This is a genomic window from Sphingomonas arabinosi, assembly GCF_036663715.1.
GTDB lineage: Bacteria > Pseudomonadota > Alphaproteobacteria > Sphingomonadales > Sphingomonadaceae > Sphingomonas.
The window spans coordinates 160,516-177,350 of sequence record NZ_JAXOJN010000005.1 but is presented as its reverse complement, the minus strand read 5'-3'; the positions used below and the strand labels follow the sequence as shown (position 1 = coordinate 177,350).

Annotated in this window: 14 protein-coding genes; 7 read left to right on the top strand and 7 right to left on the bottom strand. The window is 66.7% G+C overall.

From position 1 onward, the window contains the following. Nucleotides 1-74 precede the first annotated feature (74 nt). The 4 genes from guaA to U1708_RS10725 all read left to right on the top strand — a co-directional run bounded on the left by guaA (nucleotide 75) and on the right by U1708_RS10725 (nucleotide 4,246). Nucleotides 75-1,631, top strand: a complete 1,557-nt coding sequence (guaA, locus tag U1708_RS10740) for a glutamine-hydrolyzing GMP synthase (protein ID WP_332745472.1) — start codon at nucleotides 75-77, stop codon at nucleotides 1,629-1,631. 181 nt (nucleotides 1,632-1,812) lie between these two features. Further along, nucleotides 1,813-2,637 carry a subclass B3 metallo-beta-lactamase gene (gene bla, locus U1708_RS10735; RefSeq protein WP_332745471.1) on the top strand — a complete coding sequence of 275 codons (825 nt, stop codon included), beginning with the start codon at nucleotides 1,813-1,815 and terminating at the stop codon, nucleotides 2,635-2,637. Between the two features lie 5 nt (nucleotides 2,638-2,642). Next, complete coding sequence (locus tag U1708_RS10730; RefSeq protein WP_332745469.1) at nucleotides 2,643-3,308, top strand: DUF969 domain-containing protein; 666 nt, start codon at nucleotides 2,643-2,645, stop codon at nucleotides 3,306-3,308. Then, nucleotides 3,305-4,246, top strand: coding sequence for a DUF979 domain-containing protein (locus U1708_RS10725; protein WP_332745467.1), 942 nt, complete (start codon nucleotides 3,305-3,307; stop codon nucleotides 4,244-4,246). The genes U1708_RS10730 and U1708_RS10725 overlap by 4 nt, the downstream gene beginning before the upstream one ends. Here the strand turns inward: U1708_RS10725 and U1708_RS10720 are convergent. The 4 genes from U1708_RS10720 to U1708_RS10705 form a co-directional block, all read right to left on the bottom strand. Then, nucleotides 4,225-4,716 carry a cupin domain-containing protein gene (locus U1708_RS10720; RefSeq protein WP_332745465.1) on the bottom strand — a complete coding sequence of 164 codons (492 nt, stop codon included), beginning with the start codon at nucleotides 4,714-4,716 and terminating at the stop codon, nucleotides 4,225-4,227. The two genes, U1708_RS10725 and U1708_RS10720, sit on opposite strands and share 22 nt — an antisense overlap. Next, complete coding sequence (locus tag U1708_RS10715; protein WP_332745463.1) at nucleotides 4,716-5,813, bottom strand: Gfo/Idh/MocA family protein; 1,098 nt, start codon at nucleotides 5,811-5,813, stop codon at nucleotides 4,716-4,718. Before U1708_RS10715 ends, U1708_RS10720 begins: the two co-directional genes overlap by 1 nt. After that, nucleotides 5,813-6,697: an alpha/beta hydrolase gene (locus U1708_RS10710; protein WP_332745461.1), complete on the bottom strand. Its 885-nt coding sequence runs from the start codon at nucleotides 6,695-6,697 to the stop codon at nucleotides 5,813-5,815. Before U1708_RS10710 ends, U1708_RS10715 begins: the two co-directional genes overlap by 1 nt. Before the next feature lie 71 nt (nucleotides 6,698-6,768). Further along, nucleotides 6,769-7,365 (bottom strand): gluconokinase, encoded by a 597-nt coding sequence (locus tag U1708_RS10705; protein WP_443030036.1) that lies wholly within the window; start codon nucleotides 7,363-7,365, stop codon nucleotides 6,769-6,771. A 116-nt stretch (nucleotides 7,366-7,481) separates the two neighbouring features. Between U1708_RS10705 and U1708_RS10700 the strand changes: the two genes are divergently transcribed. Continuing rightward, a complete protein-coding gene (locus U1708_RS10700; RefSeq protein WP_443030035.1) occupies nucleotides 7,482-10,577 on the top strand; it encodes a glycosyl hydrolase family 28-related protein in 3,096 nt (1,031 codons plus the stop codon). Nucleotides 10,578-10,644: 67 nt separating this feature from the next. Further along, nucleotides 10,645-11,757, top strand: coding sequence for a lactonase family protein (locus U1708_RS10695; RefSeq protein ID WP_332745457.1), 1,113 nt, complete (start codon nucleotides 10,645-10,647; stop codon nucleotides 11,755-11,757). Nucleotides 11,758-11,759: 2 nt separating this feature from the next. On the opposite strand, the gene U1708_RS10690 is transcribed toward U1708_RS10695, so the two are convergent. The 3 genes from U1708_RS10690 to treF all read right to left on the bottom strand — a co-directional run bounded on the left by U1708_RS10690 (nucleotide 11,760) and on the right by treF (nucleotide 15,937). Continuing rightward, entirely contained in the window at nucleotides 11,760-13,331 is a 1,572-nt protein-coding gene (locus U1708_RS10690) for a carboxylesterase/lipase family protein (RefSeq protein ID WP_332745455.1), read from the bottom strand. Nucleotides 13,332-13,439: 108 nt separating this feature from the next. Beyond that, nucleotides 13,440-14,339, bottom strand: a complete 900-nt coding sequence (locus tag U1708_RS10685) for an exonuclease domain-containing protein (protein WP_332745452.1) — start codon at nucleotides 14,337-14,339, stop codon at nucleotides 13,440-13,442. 71 nt (nucleotides 14,340-14,410) lie between these two features. Then, nucleotides 14,411-15,937, bottom strand: a complete 1,527-nt coding sequence (gene treF / locus U1708_RS10680; protein WP_332745736.1) for an alpha,alpha-trehalase TreF — start codon at nucleotides 15,935-15,937, stop codon at nucleotides 14,411-14,413. 230 nt (nucleotides 15,938-16,167) lie between these two features. Here treF and U1708_RS10675 point away from each other — a divergent pair, with 230 nt between their 5' ends. Next, nucleotides 16,168-16,824 carry a UPF0149 family protein gene (locus U1708_RS10675; RefSeq protein WP_332745450.1) on the top strand — a complete coding sequence of 219 codons (657 nt, stop codon included), beginning with the start codon at nucleotides 16,168-16,170 and terminating at the stop codon, nucleotides 16,822-16,824. Nucleotides 16,825-16,835 lie beyond the last annotated feature (11 nt).

Genomic DNA, 16,835 nt, shown 5'->3' with positions numbered 1-16,835 from the left:
GAAACCGTAGAGGCCGCGTCCAGCAATGGGCGCGGCCTCTTTCGTTACGGGTCCCATCCGGCTATGCGCCCGACATGGAGCACCCAGACAGCATTCTCATCGTCGATTTCGGCAGCCAGGTAACCCAGCTGATCGCCCGCCGCGTGCGCGAGGCTGGCGTCTATAGCGAGATCGCCCCCTTCCAGTCCGCCGAGGCCGCGTTCGACCGGATGCAACCCAAGGGCATCATCCTCTCCGGCGGCCCCGCCTCCGTGACGACGATCGACAGCCCCCGCGTGCCGCAGCGCTTCTTCGAGGCGGGCATTCCGATCCTCGGCATCTGCTACGGCCAGCAGGTCATGTCCGCGCAGCTCGGCGGCAACGTGATCGTCTCGGGCGACGGCGGCGAGTTCGGCAGCGCGTTTATCGACATCAAATCCGAATGCGCGCTGTTCGACGGCCTCTGGGCGGAGGGCGAACGCCACCAGGTCTGGATGAGCCACGGCGACAAGGTCGACGCGATCCCGCCCGGTTTCACCCCCGTCGCCACCTCGACCGGCGCGCCCTATGCGATCGTCGCCGACGAGGCGCGGCGCTTCTACGGCGTCCAGTTCCATCCCGAGGTCGTCCACACCCCCGATGGCGGCAAGCTGATCGCCAACTTCGCCCGCCACGTCTGCGGCCTCAGCGGCGACTGGACGATGGCCGAGTTCCGCGACAACAAGATCGCCGAGATCCGCGCGCAGGTCGGCAAGGGCCGCGTCATCTGCGGCCTGTCCGGGGGCGTCGACTCCGCGGTTGCAGCCGTGCTGATCCACGAGGCGATCGGCGAACAGCTTACCTGCGTCTATGTCGACCACGGCCTGATGCGCGCCGGCGAGAGCGAGCAGGTCGTCAGCCTCTTCCGCGGCGCCTACAACATCCCGCTCATCCACGTGAACGTCGAGGAACTGTTCCTCAGCGGCCTCGCCGGGATCACCGACCCCGAGCTGAAGCGCAAGTTCATAGGCAAGACCTTCATCGACGTGTTCGACACCGAGGCGAAAAAGCTCGGTGGTGCGGAGTTCCTCGCCCAGGGCACGCTGTATCCGGACGTGATCGAGAGCGTCAGCTTCACCGGCGGCCCCTCGGTGACGATCAAGAGCCACCACAACGTCGGCGGCCTCCCCGAGCGCATGAACATGAAGCTCGTCGAGCCGTTGCGCGAACTGTTCAAGGACGAGGTCCGTGTGTTGGGACGCGAGCTCGGGCTCCCCGAGATCTTCGTCGGCCGCCATCCGTTCCCCGGACCCGGCCTCGCGATCCGCATCCCCGGCGAAGTCACCAAGGAACGTTGCGACATCCTGCGCAAGGCGGATGCGATCTACCTCGAGGAGATCCGCGCGGCGGGGCTCTACGACACGATCTGGCAGGCGTTCGCGGTGCTGCTCCCGGTCCGCAGCGTCGGCGTGATGGGCGACGGCCGCACCTACGACAACGTCTTGGCCCTGCGCGCGGTAACCTCGACCGACGGCATGACAGCACAGGCGTTCCAGTTCCCCGGCGACTTCCTGCCGCGCGTCGCGACCCGGATCATCAACGAGGTCAAGGGCATCAACCGCGTGACCTACGACTACACCTCCAAGCCACCCGGCACGATCGAGTGGGAATAAGCTAGACGCGCACTACGCGATCCTCCCCCGCCAGGGGGAGGTGGCTGGCCCTTGCCAGACGGAGGGGGAGGACATGATGCAGACGTTAGCGCTTACCGCCCCCTCCGTCAGGCTACGCCTGCCACCTCGTCCTGGCGGGGGAGGATTGTTAGGTCGCCGCACCAAATCACTGGTCGGCGCAATGGCCGTCGCTGCCAGCGCCCCGTTACTGCTCGGCGCGGCAGACCCGCCCGCCTGGACGCGTCCGCAGGCGCCGTTCCCCATCGCCGGCCCGATCACCTATGTCGGCAGCGAAGGCATCGCTGCCTACCTCATCAAGACCAGCGCCGGCGCGATCCTGATCGACGGTACGCTCGCCGAGAATGCAGGCATGATCGGGCGCAACATCGAGAAGGCCGGCGTCCGTCTCCGCGACGTGAAGCTGATCCTCGTCACCCACGCCCATTTCGATCACGCCGCCGGAGTTGCCGCACTCAAGCGCGCAACCGGCGCGCGCGTTGTCGCCGGCATCCGCGATGTCCGCGCGCTTGAAACCGGCACGCCGCCCGGCGAGACCAACTACGGCGTCATCCGCTTCCCGAAGGTGCACGTCGACCGCGGCATACGCGATGGCGAAACGGTGACCCTCGGCACCACCACGCTGACCGCGCGCGCGACACCCGGCCACACGCCGGGCTGCACCACCTGGACGATGCGTATCCCCGCCAAGCCGCGCCCGCTCGACATAGTCTTCCCGTGCAGCGTCAGCGTCGCGGGCAACCGCCTGATCGGCAACCGCGCCTATCCCGGCATCGTCGCCGACTACCGCCGCAGTATCGCGATGCTCGGCACGCTGCACGCCGACATCGTCCTCCCGTCGCATCCCGAACTGGCCGACGTGATCGCCCGCGGCGAACGCTACGGAGCCGGCGAGACCGACGCGTTCGTCGACCCAACGTTGCTCCCGAGGATCGTCGCGAAGGCCAAGATCGCGTTCGACGCCGACCTCGCCAAGCAGGCGCGCTAGACGCCATGCTGGTCCTGTGCGGCATCGCGGTGATCGTTGCGGGCTTCCTGCTCCGGTTCAATCCGCTGCTCGTCGTCGCCGTCTCCGCGCTCGTCACTGGCCTCGCCGCCGGCATCGCACCGCTCGCGATCCTCGCCGCGTTCGGCAAGGCGTTCAACGAGAACCGCTACGTCACCGTGATCTACATCGTCCTGCCGGTGATCGGCCTGCTCGAACGTCACGGCCTGCAGGAGCGTGCGCGGCTCGCCATCGCTAAGCTCCGAGGCGCGACGGTCGGCCGCCTGCTGATCGGCTATCTGCTGTTCCGCCAGCTCACCGCAGCCCTCGGCCTCACCTCGATCGCCGGCCCGGCACAGAGCGTCCGCCCGCTGGTCGCGCCGATGGCCGAAGCCGCTGCCGAAGCGCAGGGCGTCGCGCCCGGTGGCGACCGAATCCCTGCGATGGCGGCGGCGACCGACAACATCGGACTGTTCTTCGGCGAGGACATCTTCATCGCGATCGGCTCGATCCTGCTGATGAAGGGCGTGCTGGAGGGATACGACATCGTCATCCAGCCGCTCCACCTCTCGATGTGGGCGATCCCGACAGCGATTGCCGCGTTCCTGATCCACGGCTTCCGCCTCTGGCTGCTCGATCGCCGTCTGGCGCGCGCCCGGAGATTCGGCAAGTGATCGGCACCGGCTTCATCTACGGCGTCGCCGGCCTGATGTTCGCGGCGTTCGCGATCCTGAGCGCGACCGATCGCACCAACCCGAAGCGCTTCGGCAACGCAGCCTTCTACGCGGTGCTGGCAATCAGCTTCCTGCTCGGCGGAAGACTAGGCGACGTCGGTAACGGCGTCTTGGTCCTGGCGCTCGTCGCGATCGCCGGATCGGGCGCGATGGGGCGGTGCGGACGTGCCACCACCACACTAGACGAACGTCGCACCGAAGCCGCACGGCTCGGCAACCGGATATTCCTGCCCGCGCTGATCATCCCCGCCGCGGCACTCGGCGGGACCGTCCTCTTCCGCGCAGTCCCGAGCCTCGTCGATCCCAAACAGGCCACGCTCGTCGCGCTCACCTGCGGCGTCCTGATCGCGCTGATCGCGATGCAGCTCTGGTTCCGCCCCCGCATCGCGACACCGCTCGCCGAAGGTGTGAGGCTGATGGACGCGATCGGCTGGGCCGCCGTGCTCCCCCAGATGCTGGCGAGTCTCGGCGCAGTCTTCGCGCTGGCCGGCGTCGGCGACGTCGTCGGCGGGCTCGCCGGGCACGCGATCCCCGAGGGCAGCCTGATCGGCGCAGTCCTCGCCTACACGCTCGGCATGGCGCTGTTCACGATGGTCATGGGCAACGCCTTCGCGGCGTTCCCCGTCATGGCCGCGGCGATCGGCATCCCTCTGCTCGTGCGCCACTATGGCGGCGATCCGGCCGTAGTGGCCGCGATCGGTATGCTCAGCGGCTTCTGCGGCACGCTGATGACGCCGATGGCGGCGAACTTCAATCTCGTCCCCGCGGCACTACTCGAGCTCAAGGACAAGAACGCCGTCATCCGCGCGCAGATACCGACCGCGCTGCCACTGCTCGCAATCAATATCGGCCTGCTCTACTGGCTGGGTTTCCGCTGACCTGACGTCCTGATCTTCGTCCCGAGCATGACCAGCTTGCCGTCGATGCCGAACCAGTGCGGCACCCCCGCCGGAATCAGGAACACGTCGCCGACCGCGAGCTTCCGGGTCGTCCCGCCCTCGATCCGATCCCCCTCGACGAGCCCCGCAAAGCGCAGCTTCGGCGCGACCAGCGTACCGCCCGAGACCAGCGTCCCCGACCCCGCCATTACCGTCGCATATTCGGCCTCGTCGGGATGCACCGCAGGCTTGCCCGGCGCCTTCCAATATTCGAGCGCGGCACTCGTCCCGTCCGCCTCCACCAGCGAAGCCATGGCAAACCCCTGGCCCGGCTTCATCGTCTTTTCGAGCGCCACGATCCGTGCGCGAACATCCGCCGATGCGGCAAAGCTCGTCGGATCGGTAGCAGTCTGCGCGGGCAGGGCAGAGGCTGAAACGAACGCCACCGCAACCGCAAGCAACGACCGCATCACAGCTTCACCGTCCGGCCTTCGCGGACGGAGCGATAGATCGCCTCGACGATCCGCATGTCGCGCAGGCCTTCCTCACCTGAAACGATAGGCTCGCGTCCGTCGAGAATGCATTCCGCCAGATGATCGAGCTGCCCCGCGAACTGCGTCTTGCCGGGCCCCGGGGGAGGACTGGTGATAGCAGTCTCGCGACCATCGCGTCCGGTCCACATCTTGTTACCGTCATAGCGTGTCGCCGGTTCAAGCTCGACGCGACCCTTGTCGCCCATCAGCAGGATATGGTTCTGGTTGGCGCTGTACATCGACTGGCAGCCGGCGATCGCGCCCGAGGGAAATTCGAGCGTCCATTCGATCATGTCCTCGACCTCGCGGAAGCGCGGATCGCGGCGGTCGGTGGATTCACGGGCAGTGACCGCGATCGGCTCCTCGCCCGTCATGTAGCGTGCGGCCTGCAGGCTGTAGATGCCCATGTCCATCAGCGAACCCCCGCCCGCCATCGCGCGCTTCAGGCGCCATTTGTTCGGGTCGCTCTGGACGAAGCCGTGCTCCGAACGGACATAGCGGATCTTGCCCGCCGCGCCGGACTTCGCCAGCCGCATCGCCTCAAGGTTGAACGGCTCGAAATGGCAGCGATAGCCGATCATCAGCTTCTTGCCCGCGGTCTTGCACGCGCGGATCATCGCCTCGCATTCGGCGACAGAGATCGCCATCGGCTTCTCGCACATCACGTGCTTGCCGGCCTCGGCCGCGCGGATGGTGTATTCGGCGTGCATCGAATTGGGCAGGCAGACATAGACGATATCGACATCGGGATTGTCACGGATGCGATCGAAATCGGCGTAGGTATAGATCGACCGCTCGGGCACGTCGTATTTGGCGGCGGTCGCAAGTGCCTTGGTCCGGTCGCCGCTGACCAGCGCAGTCACCCGTGAATGTTCGCAATTGACGAACTGCGGCAGGATCGTCTGCAACCCGTAATAGCCGAGCCCGACGATCGCATAGCCGAGCTTGCGATCGGCAGCAGCGCAGGCCACGCCGCTCGATGTGGCGGCCAGCGTTGCCGCGGCGACCAGGAGATCACGCCTGCCGAATTCCATCAGGGTTCCTTTCGAGAAACTTGGGGTATCTTCGCCGATCCATGCGGAATGAGCCAGCCTCCATCGGCGAGCCAGTCCGCCAATCGATCGGGCCAATGCTGGATCGAGATGCGCTCCGATCGCGTGCCCAGATTGAACCCGTGATCGGTGTCCGCGTAAAGGTGCAGCTCCGCCGAAACGCCCGCGGTACGAAGCTGTGAATACAGCGTCATCGCTGAAGTCGCGCAACATTGGTCGAGCGAGCCCGCGACGAGGAACGCCGGCGGCGCACCGGCGGGAGCCTTGGCCGGTGTACCGAGCGGCCCGGGATAGACGAGAACCTGGAAGTCCGGGCGTGCGCTCACCCGGTCGATCGCATCCGCCGGCGTCTGTGCCGGAGCAGGGTTGTTGGCGACAAGCGATAGGAGTTCGCCGCCCGCCGAGAAGCCCATCACGCCGATCCGGGCAGGGTCGATCGCATAGTCGCTTGCATGCGCACGGACCCACCGGACTGCGCGCCGCAGGTCGGCCGCCGCATCGCGCTCGATATCGTAAGGCGAGCCGGGATCACGCGCGAGGCGGTATTTCAGGATGAACGTCGTGACGCCGTAGCGGTTGAGCGCCTTCGCCGGCACCTCGCCCTCGTTGATCCACACCAGCATACGATGACCGCCGCCGGGCGCCACGATCACCGCCGCGCCGTTGGCATGGCTCGGCGCGGGGCGGTAGATCGTCAGAGAGGGGTTGTGGACGTTGCTGACATAGCTGTCCTTCACCGTCTCGGCGTCGGTCCGCCGCGCTTCCGATCCGGGTGCGCCGTTCGGCCAGAGCGCGATCCTCGGGGCCTGTTGTGCGACGGCGGGCGCTGCGACCAGCATCAGGGCGAAAGCTACGCGTAACGACATCGACGATCCTCGACCGCACTCGTGCACGAGTGTTCGCTGCCGAGTGTCGGCGTTGTCCGTCGCCGTGGCTATTACGACCTTCGTCGTGCGTCTGCGGGTATCTCGGCAGCGCTGGGCATCTCGTGTCCGATCCAGGCAAGCGCTTCGGCGCAAAGCCGATCGGGCGCGTCCTCCGCATCGAGCGTGACGGCACGCTCGTCGGGGCCGAGTTCCTCCAGGGTGTCGAGCTGGCTCGCGAGCAGGCTGGCGGGCATATAATGCTCCGTGCGGTGGGCCAGACGTCGTGCAAGTTCGCCGCTGTCCTTCGTATCGAGGAACACGAACAGCAACGGCATGCCGACGGCCTCCGCCAGTCGATCGCGATACACACGCTTCAACGCCGAACACGCTGCAACCGCAGTACCATCCGTGCGGGCTGCATCGCGCAACCCTGCTGCGATCCGGTCGAGCCAGGGCCAGCGATCCTGGTCGTCGAGCGGCTGGCCCGACCGCATCTTCGCGACGCTGTCCGCGCTGTGGAAATCATCGCCTTCGAGGAACGCGCAACGCAGACGTCGTGCAAGCTCGGCGCCCAGCGTCGACTTGCCGCTACCGCTGACGCCCATCACGATAATGGCATAGGGTGGCGCGTCGGCCGGACTTGGGGTCGGTTCGGGGGAAGGAGGCACTGGCTCTCCATAAGCTGCGCGCGGTCGGTTCGTCACCGTCTATCGTCCGTGCGCGCGGCATCGGCTACTACGACCTTGGTCGTGATCGCCTATGGTCGCATGCGGCACTACCTGCGATGCAGACCGGCGGACATCGTCCGGCGCGTCCCACAACAATCTCGGGTGAGCCTGTGAAACTGACGCTAACCACCGCGATCGCGCTTCTCGGGACGGCAGTTCCAGCTCTTGCAGCTCCTCGTTCGGCCTCTCCATCTCGATCGGTATTTCTCACCGCGCCGGCGGATCCGCGTGCGGTGACGGTTCGGGGCCGCGGTGACGGACGCGCCGACGATACCGCCGCCATCCAGGCCGCGATCGATAGCGCGGCGAGCGCGAAGGGCGGCGAGGGCATCGTCTTCCTCCCCGCCGGCCGCTACCGCATCTCGCGGACGATATTCGTCTGGCCGGGCGTGCGCGTGTTCGGAACCGGCAAGACGCGCCCCGTCATCACGCTCGGCGCCGCGACACCCGGTTTCCAGACCGGCGTGGCGAACATGCTGTTCTTCACCGGCACGCGGGCCGACACTCGGGCTGCACCACCAAGGGTGCCCGTGCCGCCGCCGACCAGCGTACCGTTCGATGCTTCGATCGCCGACGCGAATTCGGGCACATTTTACTCTGCACTCGGCAACGTCGATTTCGAGATCGGCGACGGCAATCCCGCTGCGACCGCGGTCCGGTTCCACTTGGCGCAGCATGCGTATCTGAGCCATGTCGACTTCCACATCGGCTCCGGGCTGGCCGGTATCTACCAGGTCGGCAATGTCGGGCAGGACCTGCGTTTCTTCGGCGGGCGGTACGGCATCCTCAGCGAGAAGACCTCGCCCGCATGGCAATATACGCTGCTCGATTCGTCGTTCGAGGGCCAGCGCGATGCCGCGATCCGCGAGCATGAAGCCGGGCTGACGCTCGTCAACACCAGCATCCGCGACGTCCCCGTCGGGATCGAGATCGACCGCGGCTATGGCGATTGGCTATGGGGCCGCGACGTGCGGTTCGAGAACGTCTCGGACGCCGCCGTCGTCATCAGCAACGAGGCCAATGTCTACACGCAGATCGGTTTCCAGGACGCTACCGCCAGCGCCGTGCCGATCTTCGCGCGGTTCCGCGATAGCGGGAAGACCGTGGCCGGGCAGGGCGCGCGATACCGGGTCAAGGCGTTCACCTATGGCCTGACCCTCCCGGGTCTCGGCGCAACCGGCAAATACGAGACGCGCGTCGATGCCGCGGCGATCCCGGCAATGCCCAAGCGGATACCGCCGGCAATCCGCTCGCTGCCGCCCGTCGCGCAATGGTTCGACGTGCGGACCGCGGGCGCGAAAGGCGACGACGCGACCGACGATACCGCGGCGATCCAGCGCGCGATCGACACGCACCGCGTGGTCTATTTCCCGACCGGCTTCTACCGCGTCTCCGATACGCTGAGGCTGCGGCCTGACACGGTGCTGATCGGCTTGCATCCCGACATGACCCAGATCGTGCTCGCCGACGACACGCCAAGCTTTCGGGGTATCGGTGCCGCCAAGGGCCTGATCGAAAGCGCGAAGGGCGGCGCGGCGATCGTTTCCGGAATCGGCTTGACGACAGGCGGCATCAACCCGCGCGCGACCGCGTTGCTGTGGAAGGCTGGCGCTGACTCACTGGTCGACGACGTCCGATTCCATGGCGGCCACGGCACCAGCCGTGCCGACGGCACCCGTATCGATCCGTACAACGCCAACCACACCGGCGACGCCGATCCACGCAAGCGCTGGGACGGGCAATATGCCAGCCTGTCCGTTACCGATGGCGGCGGTGGCACGTTCAACAATCTGTGGACTCCCAACACCTTCGCCGCCGCCGGACTACACGTCTCGAACACCAGCACGCCGGGGCATGTGTACGAGATGTCCGCGGAGCATCACGCGCGTGCCGAGATCGTGCTGGACGGCGTGAAGAACTGGGAGTTCCTCGCGCCGCAGACCGAGGAAGAGGCGGGCGAGAGCCGCAACGCGCTGTCGCTCGAGGTCCGCAATTCGAGCAACATCCTCTTCGCGAACTATCACGCCTACCGCGTGACGCGGTCGCTCCAGCCGGCACCATCGGCGGTACGGATCTACAATTCCGACGACATCCGCTTTCGCAACGTGCACGTGAACGGCGAGAGCGGGCTGGCGTTCTGCGATGCGGAAGGCTGCGGTACGGATCTGCGCGCGAGCAAGTTCCCGTACGAGAACGCGATCCAGGACATGACCACCGGGCTGGAGGTGCGCGAACGCGAGTTCGCGGTGCTGGACGTAAAGCGCGGGGCGACGCCGGTCGCTACGACCGCCGGTCCAGTCGTTCGCAAGCTGGAAGACGGGTTCTACTCGATCGCAGGCGCGGCAGTGGATGCGAAGGGCAAGCTCTACTTCGTCGAGCATAATACGCACCGCATCTATGGCTGGACGGCGGGCGAAGGGCTGTCGGTCGCCGCCGACGCGCCCGTCGATCCGGTCAATCTAGCGGTCGATCGCTCGGGTAACCTCATGGTGCTGTCGTCCGACGGCGCTGCGGGGACGGTCTACAGCATCAAGCCCGGCGACCCCGACAGCATCGCCGTGATCCCGCCGACGCCGGTTGCCAAGCACAGCAATGCCGCCGTCGCGCTGCCCGGCAATTTCTGGGTCAACGGCGAGTTCAAGGATCAGATCGATCCGAAGACCTACCAGTTCACCACGCTCGGCGAGATGTTCGTGCGCGACATGGCGGTGCCCAAGCCGCGCGAATACGTCTCGCCGGACGGATCGCTGGTCCTGCCCGCGTATCGCACCGTCCAGCAGGGGCCGCCCAACCATCTCGGCTGGCGCTTCTCGGACGCACTCGACACCTATGGCTTCGTGAAGGCCAAGGTCGGCGAGCGCGTGTTCGTCAGCAACGGCTCCGAAGCCAGGACCTATAGCGGGCTGGTCGGCGCAGGCGGCAGCCTCACCGATCTGAAACCGTTCGCCAATCGCGGCGGCGAGAGCGTCGCGGTCGGGCCGGACGGCCGCGTCTACCTCGCCAACGGCCAAGTGTTCGTCCACGACGCCGACGGTCGCGAGGCGGGACGTATCGACGTGCCCGAACGCCCGCTGCAACTGATCTTCGGCGGCACGAACGGGCGCACCCTGTTCATCCTGACGCACCACGCACTCTACGCGGTCGAGACCTGACCGGCGTCCGTTGCCTCGCCGGCACCGCTGACGCATGACACGCGCCGATAGCTGCAAAGGAACGGGCATGACCGACTGGACCACGACACGACGGTCGGCCCTGACCGCGATGGCGGCCACGATCGCCTTCCCGGCGGTGGCAGCCGACGGTGCCAGGCGGGGGGTACGGCTGATCGCCGGCACCTACGCCCGCGAAGGCGGCAAGGGCGTATATCCGATCGCGTACGACTTGGATCGCGACACATGGCAGGTCGGCAGCCCGGTATCCGGAATCGACGACGCCTCGTTCGGCGTCGGCGGCGGCCCAGGCGGTGCATATTATTTCGTTCGCGAGAAGGCGGCGGGCGAGATTGCCGCCTACGCGGCCGACTGGTCGCAGCGCGGTACCGCCTCCACGGCAGGCGCCGACCCGTGCTACGTCGCGATCGACCGAGCCAGCGCCTGCCTCGCCGTTGCCAATTATTCGAGCGGCAGCGTCGCGTTCCACCGGCTCGACGCGCACACCGGCGTGCCCGGCGAACCGGTCGTGTTCCGCCACACGGGACATGGCCCGGACAAGGCCCGGCAAGAGGCACCGCACGCGCATTGGGTCGGCTTCAGCCCGGACCGCCGGTGGCTGCATTCGGTCGATCTGGGGACGGACACGGTCTTCGCCTATCGCTTCGATCCGCGTGCGCGTACGCTGGCCGAGCCGGTCGCCGCCTGGCGTGCACCGCCGGGAGCGGGGCCGCGCCATCTCGTCCACCATCCCCGCCGCCCGCTCGCCTACGTCGTGTGCGAACTGTTGAACGCGGTCATCATGCTCGACGCCCGCGCAGACGGCAGTTTCGCGACCCGCCACACGGTCTCGACACTGCCAAGCGGGTATAAGGGCGCGTCTCAGGCCGCGCATATCGCGATCGACCAGGCCGGGCGGCGGCTCTACGTCTCCAACCGCGGGCATGACAGCATCGCCGTCTTCGCGCTCGACGCCTCAGGCGTGCCGAGCCTGCTCCAGCATATCCCGAGCGGCGGCAACTGGCCCCGCTTCCTGCTGGTCCTCGAACCGCAACGCCGTGTCCTCGTCGGCAACGAGCGGTCCGGCACGCTGGCGATATTCCGCATCGAAACCGATGGCCGACTGACCACAACCGGACAGAATTTGTCGGTGCCCGGAGTGGTCTTCGTCGGCCAGGTCTAGCCTCAAGGCACTCGCCGCTCCAACAACGGCGTCGCCGCGACATAGCGTGCCTGCTCGACGAACGGTTCCGAACGCGTCTGCACGTCGACGATCTGGCGCGGAATGACACCCCCCGCGGATGGCGCAGGCGACCAAGCCGGTAACCCCGCAGCATTCGGGTTACCGGCCTTGATGAACGCGGTGAAATATCCCTGGAACACCGTCGAGATCCGGCGATCGTCCGCCGTCCACGCATAGGCCGGGTTCGTGTCGAGGTTACCCAACGCGTACTCGATCTCCGCGCTGTGCACCGCCCCGATCGGCGGCACGTCGGGATTGGTGAGCGGCGGCAGCGCGGCCGGGCGGGGATGCGCGAAGTGATAATAATAGGTCGGCTGGCGCGTGCCGCGGTGCAGGTCGAACCACTTCCACGTCGACGCGCCGAGAAACGCATCGCTTGCCAACGCGGTAGCCGCGACCGGCACGTCGGCATCCGACTTTGCCGGGTACAAGGCGAGCAGTCTGTCCGCGTCGGTAAAGAGCTTCGCAACACCCACACGATAATTCGCGACCGTCGGCGGTTGGCCCGCAAGAATGCTCGTCCAGCTTCCCTCCTGCGAGTTCGCACCGACGAGCAACGGCACGCGTGCAGCCCGCCCCGCCGTGTAGGTATCGATCGGCGGCTCCGTCAGGAACTGCCCGTCGACGATGAAATCCGCGCGGAACCGCTGCGTACCCTGTGCCGCGAGCAAAGCTTCGGCCGACATCGCGCGTAGTGCGTCAAGCGACGGCGGACCCGCCGCGACCGCGAACGCGTCGCCGTCCTTCGTCGCCACCGCGAGCAGCTTCGGGCGGAAGGTCGGCGGCAGCACGCCACCGCTCTCGCCGATCGCCCCCGCGAACTGCGTGCGGGTGAGCGGCGACGTCATCAGCACGCTGACCGACATCGATCCCGCGCTCTCCCCGCCGATCGTGATCCGCGCCGGATCGCCCCCGAACGCGGCGGCGTTGCGCCGGACCCAGGCCAGCGCCGCTGCCTGATCGAGCAGGCCGTAATTCCCCGCGGAATGCGTCGGCGACTCCGCTGCCAGCGCGCTGGTCGCCAGGAACCCGAACGCGCCGAGCCGGTAGTTGATCGTCACGACGACGATACCCTTCTGCGCCATCGCCGCCCCGTCATAGCGCAGTTCCGACCCGTCACCCGCAATCGCGCCGCCGCCGTGGATGTAGAACAGCACGGGCAGCCGCGCGCCCGGCTTCGTGCCCGCCGGCGTCCAGACGTTGAGCGTCAGGCAATCCTCGCTGATACCCGGCGAGCGGAACTTCATGTCCGCGAACAAAGGCTGCTGCATGCAACGCGCGCCGAACCGGTCGGCTTTACGCACGCCGGTCCATTGCGCAGCCGGTCGCGGTGGTTGCCACCGCAATGGGCCTACCGGTGCCGCTGCATAGGGAATGCCGAGATACGCATCCACCGGCGTCGCGGCGGTCGAGACGTGCGTGCCTTCGAGCGCGCCGCTCGCAACCTGCACACGCTGCGCCGTTGCCGGTGCGGCCAGCAAGCCGACCGCCATTCCCCAAGTCGCCAACCGCATATCGCTCTCCCTTATCGTTTGCGACGATGGTCGCACCTCGGCCGTCATTTGCCAAGGCGGTGGGAAACCCGAACCGGGGACGAAAGTAGGTCTTCGAGGAAATGCCGATCAGGCTGAGGCGAAACCGGCCGCGAGAGCCGGCAAATCGAGCTCCACCTCGGAGACCACGCGGATCGTGCCGCCAAGCCGCCGATACTGCTCGGCACGGCGATACGCACCACTGTTGCGCACCGAATAGCTGAACGGCGCGCGCCCGGTGATGACGAGCATCGTCGTCGTATTACCGACCGCCGACACGATCCGTCCGCCAAGCGCGGCAATCGCGCAAGCAAGCCGCCCATCGCGTGGCTCGCCAAGAAGCGCGATGCGTTCGCCAGCGAGTGGTCCGGCCGCAGCGGGGCGCGGGGCCGGGCCGGGCTTGCGCGGTGGCTTCAGCCATTCGTCGAGCGCGATGCCCGTATGGTCGATCGCCTTGACGATCACCCAGCCGGCGGCACGCGCGTCGCTCAGCGCATCGTGATGCTTGTGCGCGATCCCGAGGTACTGCGCGAGGCCACCCAGCCGGTGGCTCGCCAGATCGGGCCAAGCACGTTGCGCAACGCGGACGCTGTCGAGCCAGACCGTCTGGATCGGGGGGCGGTCATGAATACGGCACGCGGCGGCCAGCGCGCCCTTGTCGAAATAGGAATGCGCCACCGTCGTCCGGCGCGACAAATGGCCGTCGACGATGCCGTGGATGTCCCCGAAGCACGGTTTGCCCGTGACGTGATGCTCGGTGATCCCGTGGATGCGGGTATTGAACACGTTGAACTCGTCGCGTGGATCGACCAGCGTCTCGTATTCGAACATCTCGCGGCCATCACGAAACCCGACGATACCGACCTGGCATATGCTGCTGACGCGCGAGCATGCCGTCTCGACGTCGATCACGACGAAATCCGGCGCAAGGAAATCCGGCGCGAGCATGTCGGCGTCGTCGGTTTGGCTGGCGGGCGCGGGGTCGAGCATTGCAGGTCCATATGTGGCGCCGGGTGCCTTAAGCAACCATTGCCGCCGGAACGTTCGTTTGCGGCCGGCCCTTACTTCGCCTGTGTCGCCAGATCGGGGTAGCGATCGAGGATTGCGCTGGTCACGCCGTTGGTCCAGCCGAAGCCGTCCTGCACCGGATATTCCCCGCCGCCGCCCGGCGTACGTTGCTCGATATTGTATTTTTCGAGCATCTTGCCGGTCTCGGTATACGCCGCGCCGACGGTCCCGAGCCACCGCTTGGCGATGTCCTTGGCGAGTGCCGGTTCGCTATTGGATTCGAGCCCGGCGATCGCCACCCATTGCAGCGGCGCCCAGCCATTGGGTTCGTCCCATTGCTGTCCGGTGTTCAGCGTCGTCGTCCGCAATCCGCCCTCCGCCACCAACGACTTGCGCACCGTCGCGGCGACGGCCTTGGCTTGCGCAGGCGAGGCAAGACCGACGAAAAGCGGATGCAGCATAGCGGCGTTGATGCTGGCGGTCGGCTTGCGTGTTGAAAAGTCCCAGTCGGCGTAGCGCGCGGTATTAGCCTGCCAGAGGTAGCGGTCGATCGCGATCTTGCGCTTTGCCGCAAGCGTCGTGAACGCGGTAGCGCACTGCGTGTCGTCAGCCGTACGACAGCGCTCGGCGATGCGGCGCTCCATCACCCATAACAGGCTGTTGAGATCGACCGGCACGATGTCGATGGCATGGATCGTCGCGAGCGACTGCGGATCGCGAAGCCAGCGCGAACTGAAATCCCACCCGCTCTCCGCACCAGCCCGCAGATTGCGCTGCGTATCGGCAGCAAGGCGCGGCGCCGCCTTCGCCGCGGTCTCGACGTCTTCGGCATAGGATTCGTCACGCGGCGTATCGCGGTCGTCGTAATAGCGGTTCAGCACGCTGCCATCGGGCATCCGCACCACGCGCAGGCAGGCGGGCTTGCCGCTCAGACACGCCGTGCCCTTCATCCAGAATGCGTGCTCGGCCCGCAGCGCGGCCAGCCGCCGCTTGGCAACCGCTGGATCGGTGTTGGTCGAGAGATCGAGCATCAGCGCATAATAAGGCGGCTGCGAGCGGCTGAGATAATAGGTCCGGGTCCCGTTCGGGATATGGCCGTATCGCTCGATCAAGCTGGTGAAATCCTCGATCATCGATTCCACGAGCGGCTGCTGGCCATCGACCTTCAACCCCAGCATCGTGAAATAGCTGTCCCAGTAATAGATCTCGCGGAAGCGCCCGCCCGGAACCACGTAGGGGGCAGGAAGCGGCAGCGCGGAACTGCCCGCGACCGGCGCGACCGGCTGGCGCACGAGTTGCGGCCAGAGCCTCCGGACATGCGTCCTGAGATCGCCCGAGCCACGATCATTCTCGCCGGGCACCACGAAATTGGCGAGCACGAACGCCTTGAGGGCAGGGCCCGCGGGTTTGGTCCGCGCATAATCCGCCATGATCGCAGCCGTCGCCCGCTTCGGCACGGCGTCGACGAACGTCTTCCCATCGGCAAACACATGACCCTGCTGCACGGCTTCGAACAACGGGCCGTAAAGGTCGGCGGGCGAACGAACGGACGAAGACGACATGGTCTGTGCAGGGGCCATCGTCGCGATCGATGCCAGTGCGGCGAAACGGCAAAGGGTTCTGATCAAGTACGAATTTCCCGGTCCGGTGGGCGATCTCGAAGCAATGAGAGTATCGCCCGCACGAGGCAAGCGTCCCGCGCGTCCAATCCTGTCCGGTTCAGGCAGGGCTTGGCGGCACTCGTCGCTGGCGGCGACCGTCATCGGCGGGCTATGACGCCGCCATTCTCCAAGGCGACCGACCCGATCCGATGAAAAATCTTCCCTCCCGTTTCCGACGTCTCGATGGCGCCCTCGCCGATCTTCCGCTCGAAGAGCCGATGCTGCTCACCGAACTCGACGGATTCTTGACGGCCTTGGCGGTCGGCCCCGATACGATCCCGCAGGGCGAGTGGCTCCAGAGCATCTGGGGGTCGGACGACAGCGACGAACCGCCGTTCGATGATCCCGCTGACGTCCAGTGGTTCGTCGATGCGGTGATGGCGCGCCACGTCGAGATCGTCCGCGACCTGACACGAGGCAAGCCCCAGCCCATCTTCGATACCGACGACCGCAATGGCGACGTGCTGTGGGAAGGCTGGATCGACGGTTTCGCCGAAGCGGTGGCGCTCAGGCCCGAAAGCTGGACGGCGTTGGGTGACGGCACTGATCCGGATACCGCAGGGGCTCTAGCGCAGATCATGGCGCTGATCGCGATCGTCACCAACGAAACAACGCTCGACAGTATCGAGGTCAACGCCCTCGACGCGCACGCTCCCGCGCAGATCGTCGCTGCGGTCCTGAAACTCCATGCTCGAAGCACCGGCGCAACATCAACCACACCGGCGGCCGCACCCACGACGAAAATCGGCAGAAACGATCCTTGCCCTTGCGGCTCGGGAAAGAAATCCAAACGCTGCTGCGGATGATAGCGCGGTAC

What these genes read in the sequence shown, in the direction of transcription:
- guaA (WP_332745472.1), top strand. Translation starts at nt 75, where the DNA reads ATGGAGCACCCAGACAGCATTCTCATCGTCGATTTCGGCAGCCAGGTA.
- bla (WP_332745471.1), top strand. Translation starts at nt 1,813, where the DNA reads ATGGCCGTCGCTGCCAGCGCCCCGTTACTGCTCGGCGCGGCAGACCCG.
- U1708_RS10730 (WP_332745469.1), top strand. Translation starts at nt 2,643, where the DNA reads ATGCTGGTCCTGTGCGGCATCGCGGTGATCGTTGCGGGCTTCCTGCTC.
- U1708_RS10720 (WP_332745465.1), bottom strand. Translation starts at nt 4,716, where the DNA reads ATGCGGTCGTTGCTTGCGGTTGCGGTGGCGTTCGTTTCAGCCTCTGCC.
- U1708_RS10715 (WP_332745463.1), bottom strand. Translation starts at nt 5,813, where the DNA reads ATGGAATTCGGCAGGCGTGATCTCCTGGTCGCCGCGGCAACGCTGGCC.
- U1708_RS10710 (WP_332745461.1), bottom strand. Translation starts at nt 6,697, where the DNA reads ATGTCGTTACGCGTAGCTTTCGCCCTGATGCTGGTCGCAGCGCCCGCC.
- U1708_RS10700 (WP_443030035.1), top strand. Translation starts at nt 7,482, where the DNA reads ATGCAGACCGGCGGACATCGTCCGGCGCGTCCCACAACAATCTCGGGT.
- U1708_RS10695 (WP_332745457.1), top strand. Translation starts at nt 10,645, where the DNA reads ATGACCGACTGGACCACGACACGACGGTCGGCCCTGACCGCGATGGCG.
- U1708_RS10690 (WP_332745455.1), bottom strand. Translation starts at nt 13,331, where the DNA reads ATGCGGTTGGCGACTTGGGGAATGGCGGTCGGCTTGCTGGCCGCACCG.
- U1708_RS10685 (WP_332745452.1), bottom strand. Translation starts at nt 14,339, where the DNA reads ATGCTCGACCCCGCGCCCGCCAGCCAAACCGACGACGCCGACATGCTC.
- treF (WP_332745736.1), bottom strand. Translation starts at nt 15,937, where the DNA reads ATGGCCCCTGCACAGACCATGTCGTCTTCGTCCGTTCGTTCGCCCGCC.
- U1708_RS10675 (WP_332745450.1), top strand. Translation starts at nt 16,168, where the DNA reads ATGAAAAATCTTCCCTCCCGTTTCCGACGTCTCGATGGCGCCCTCGCC.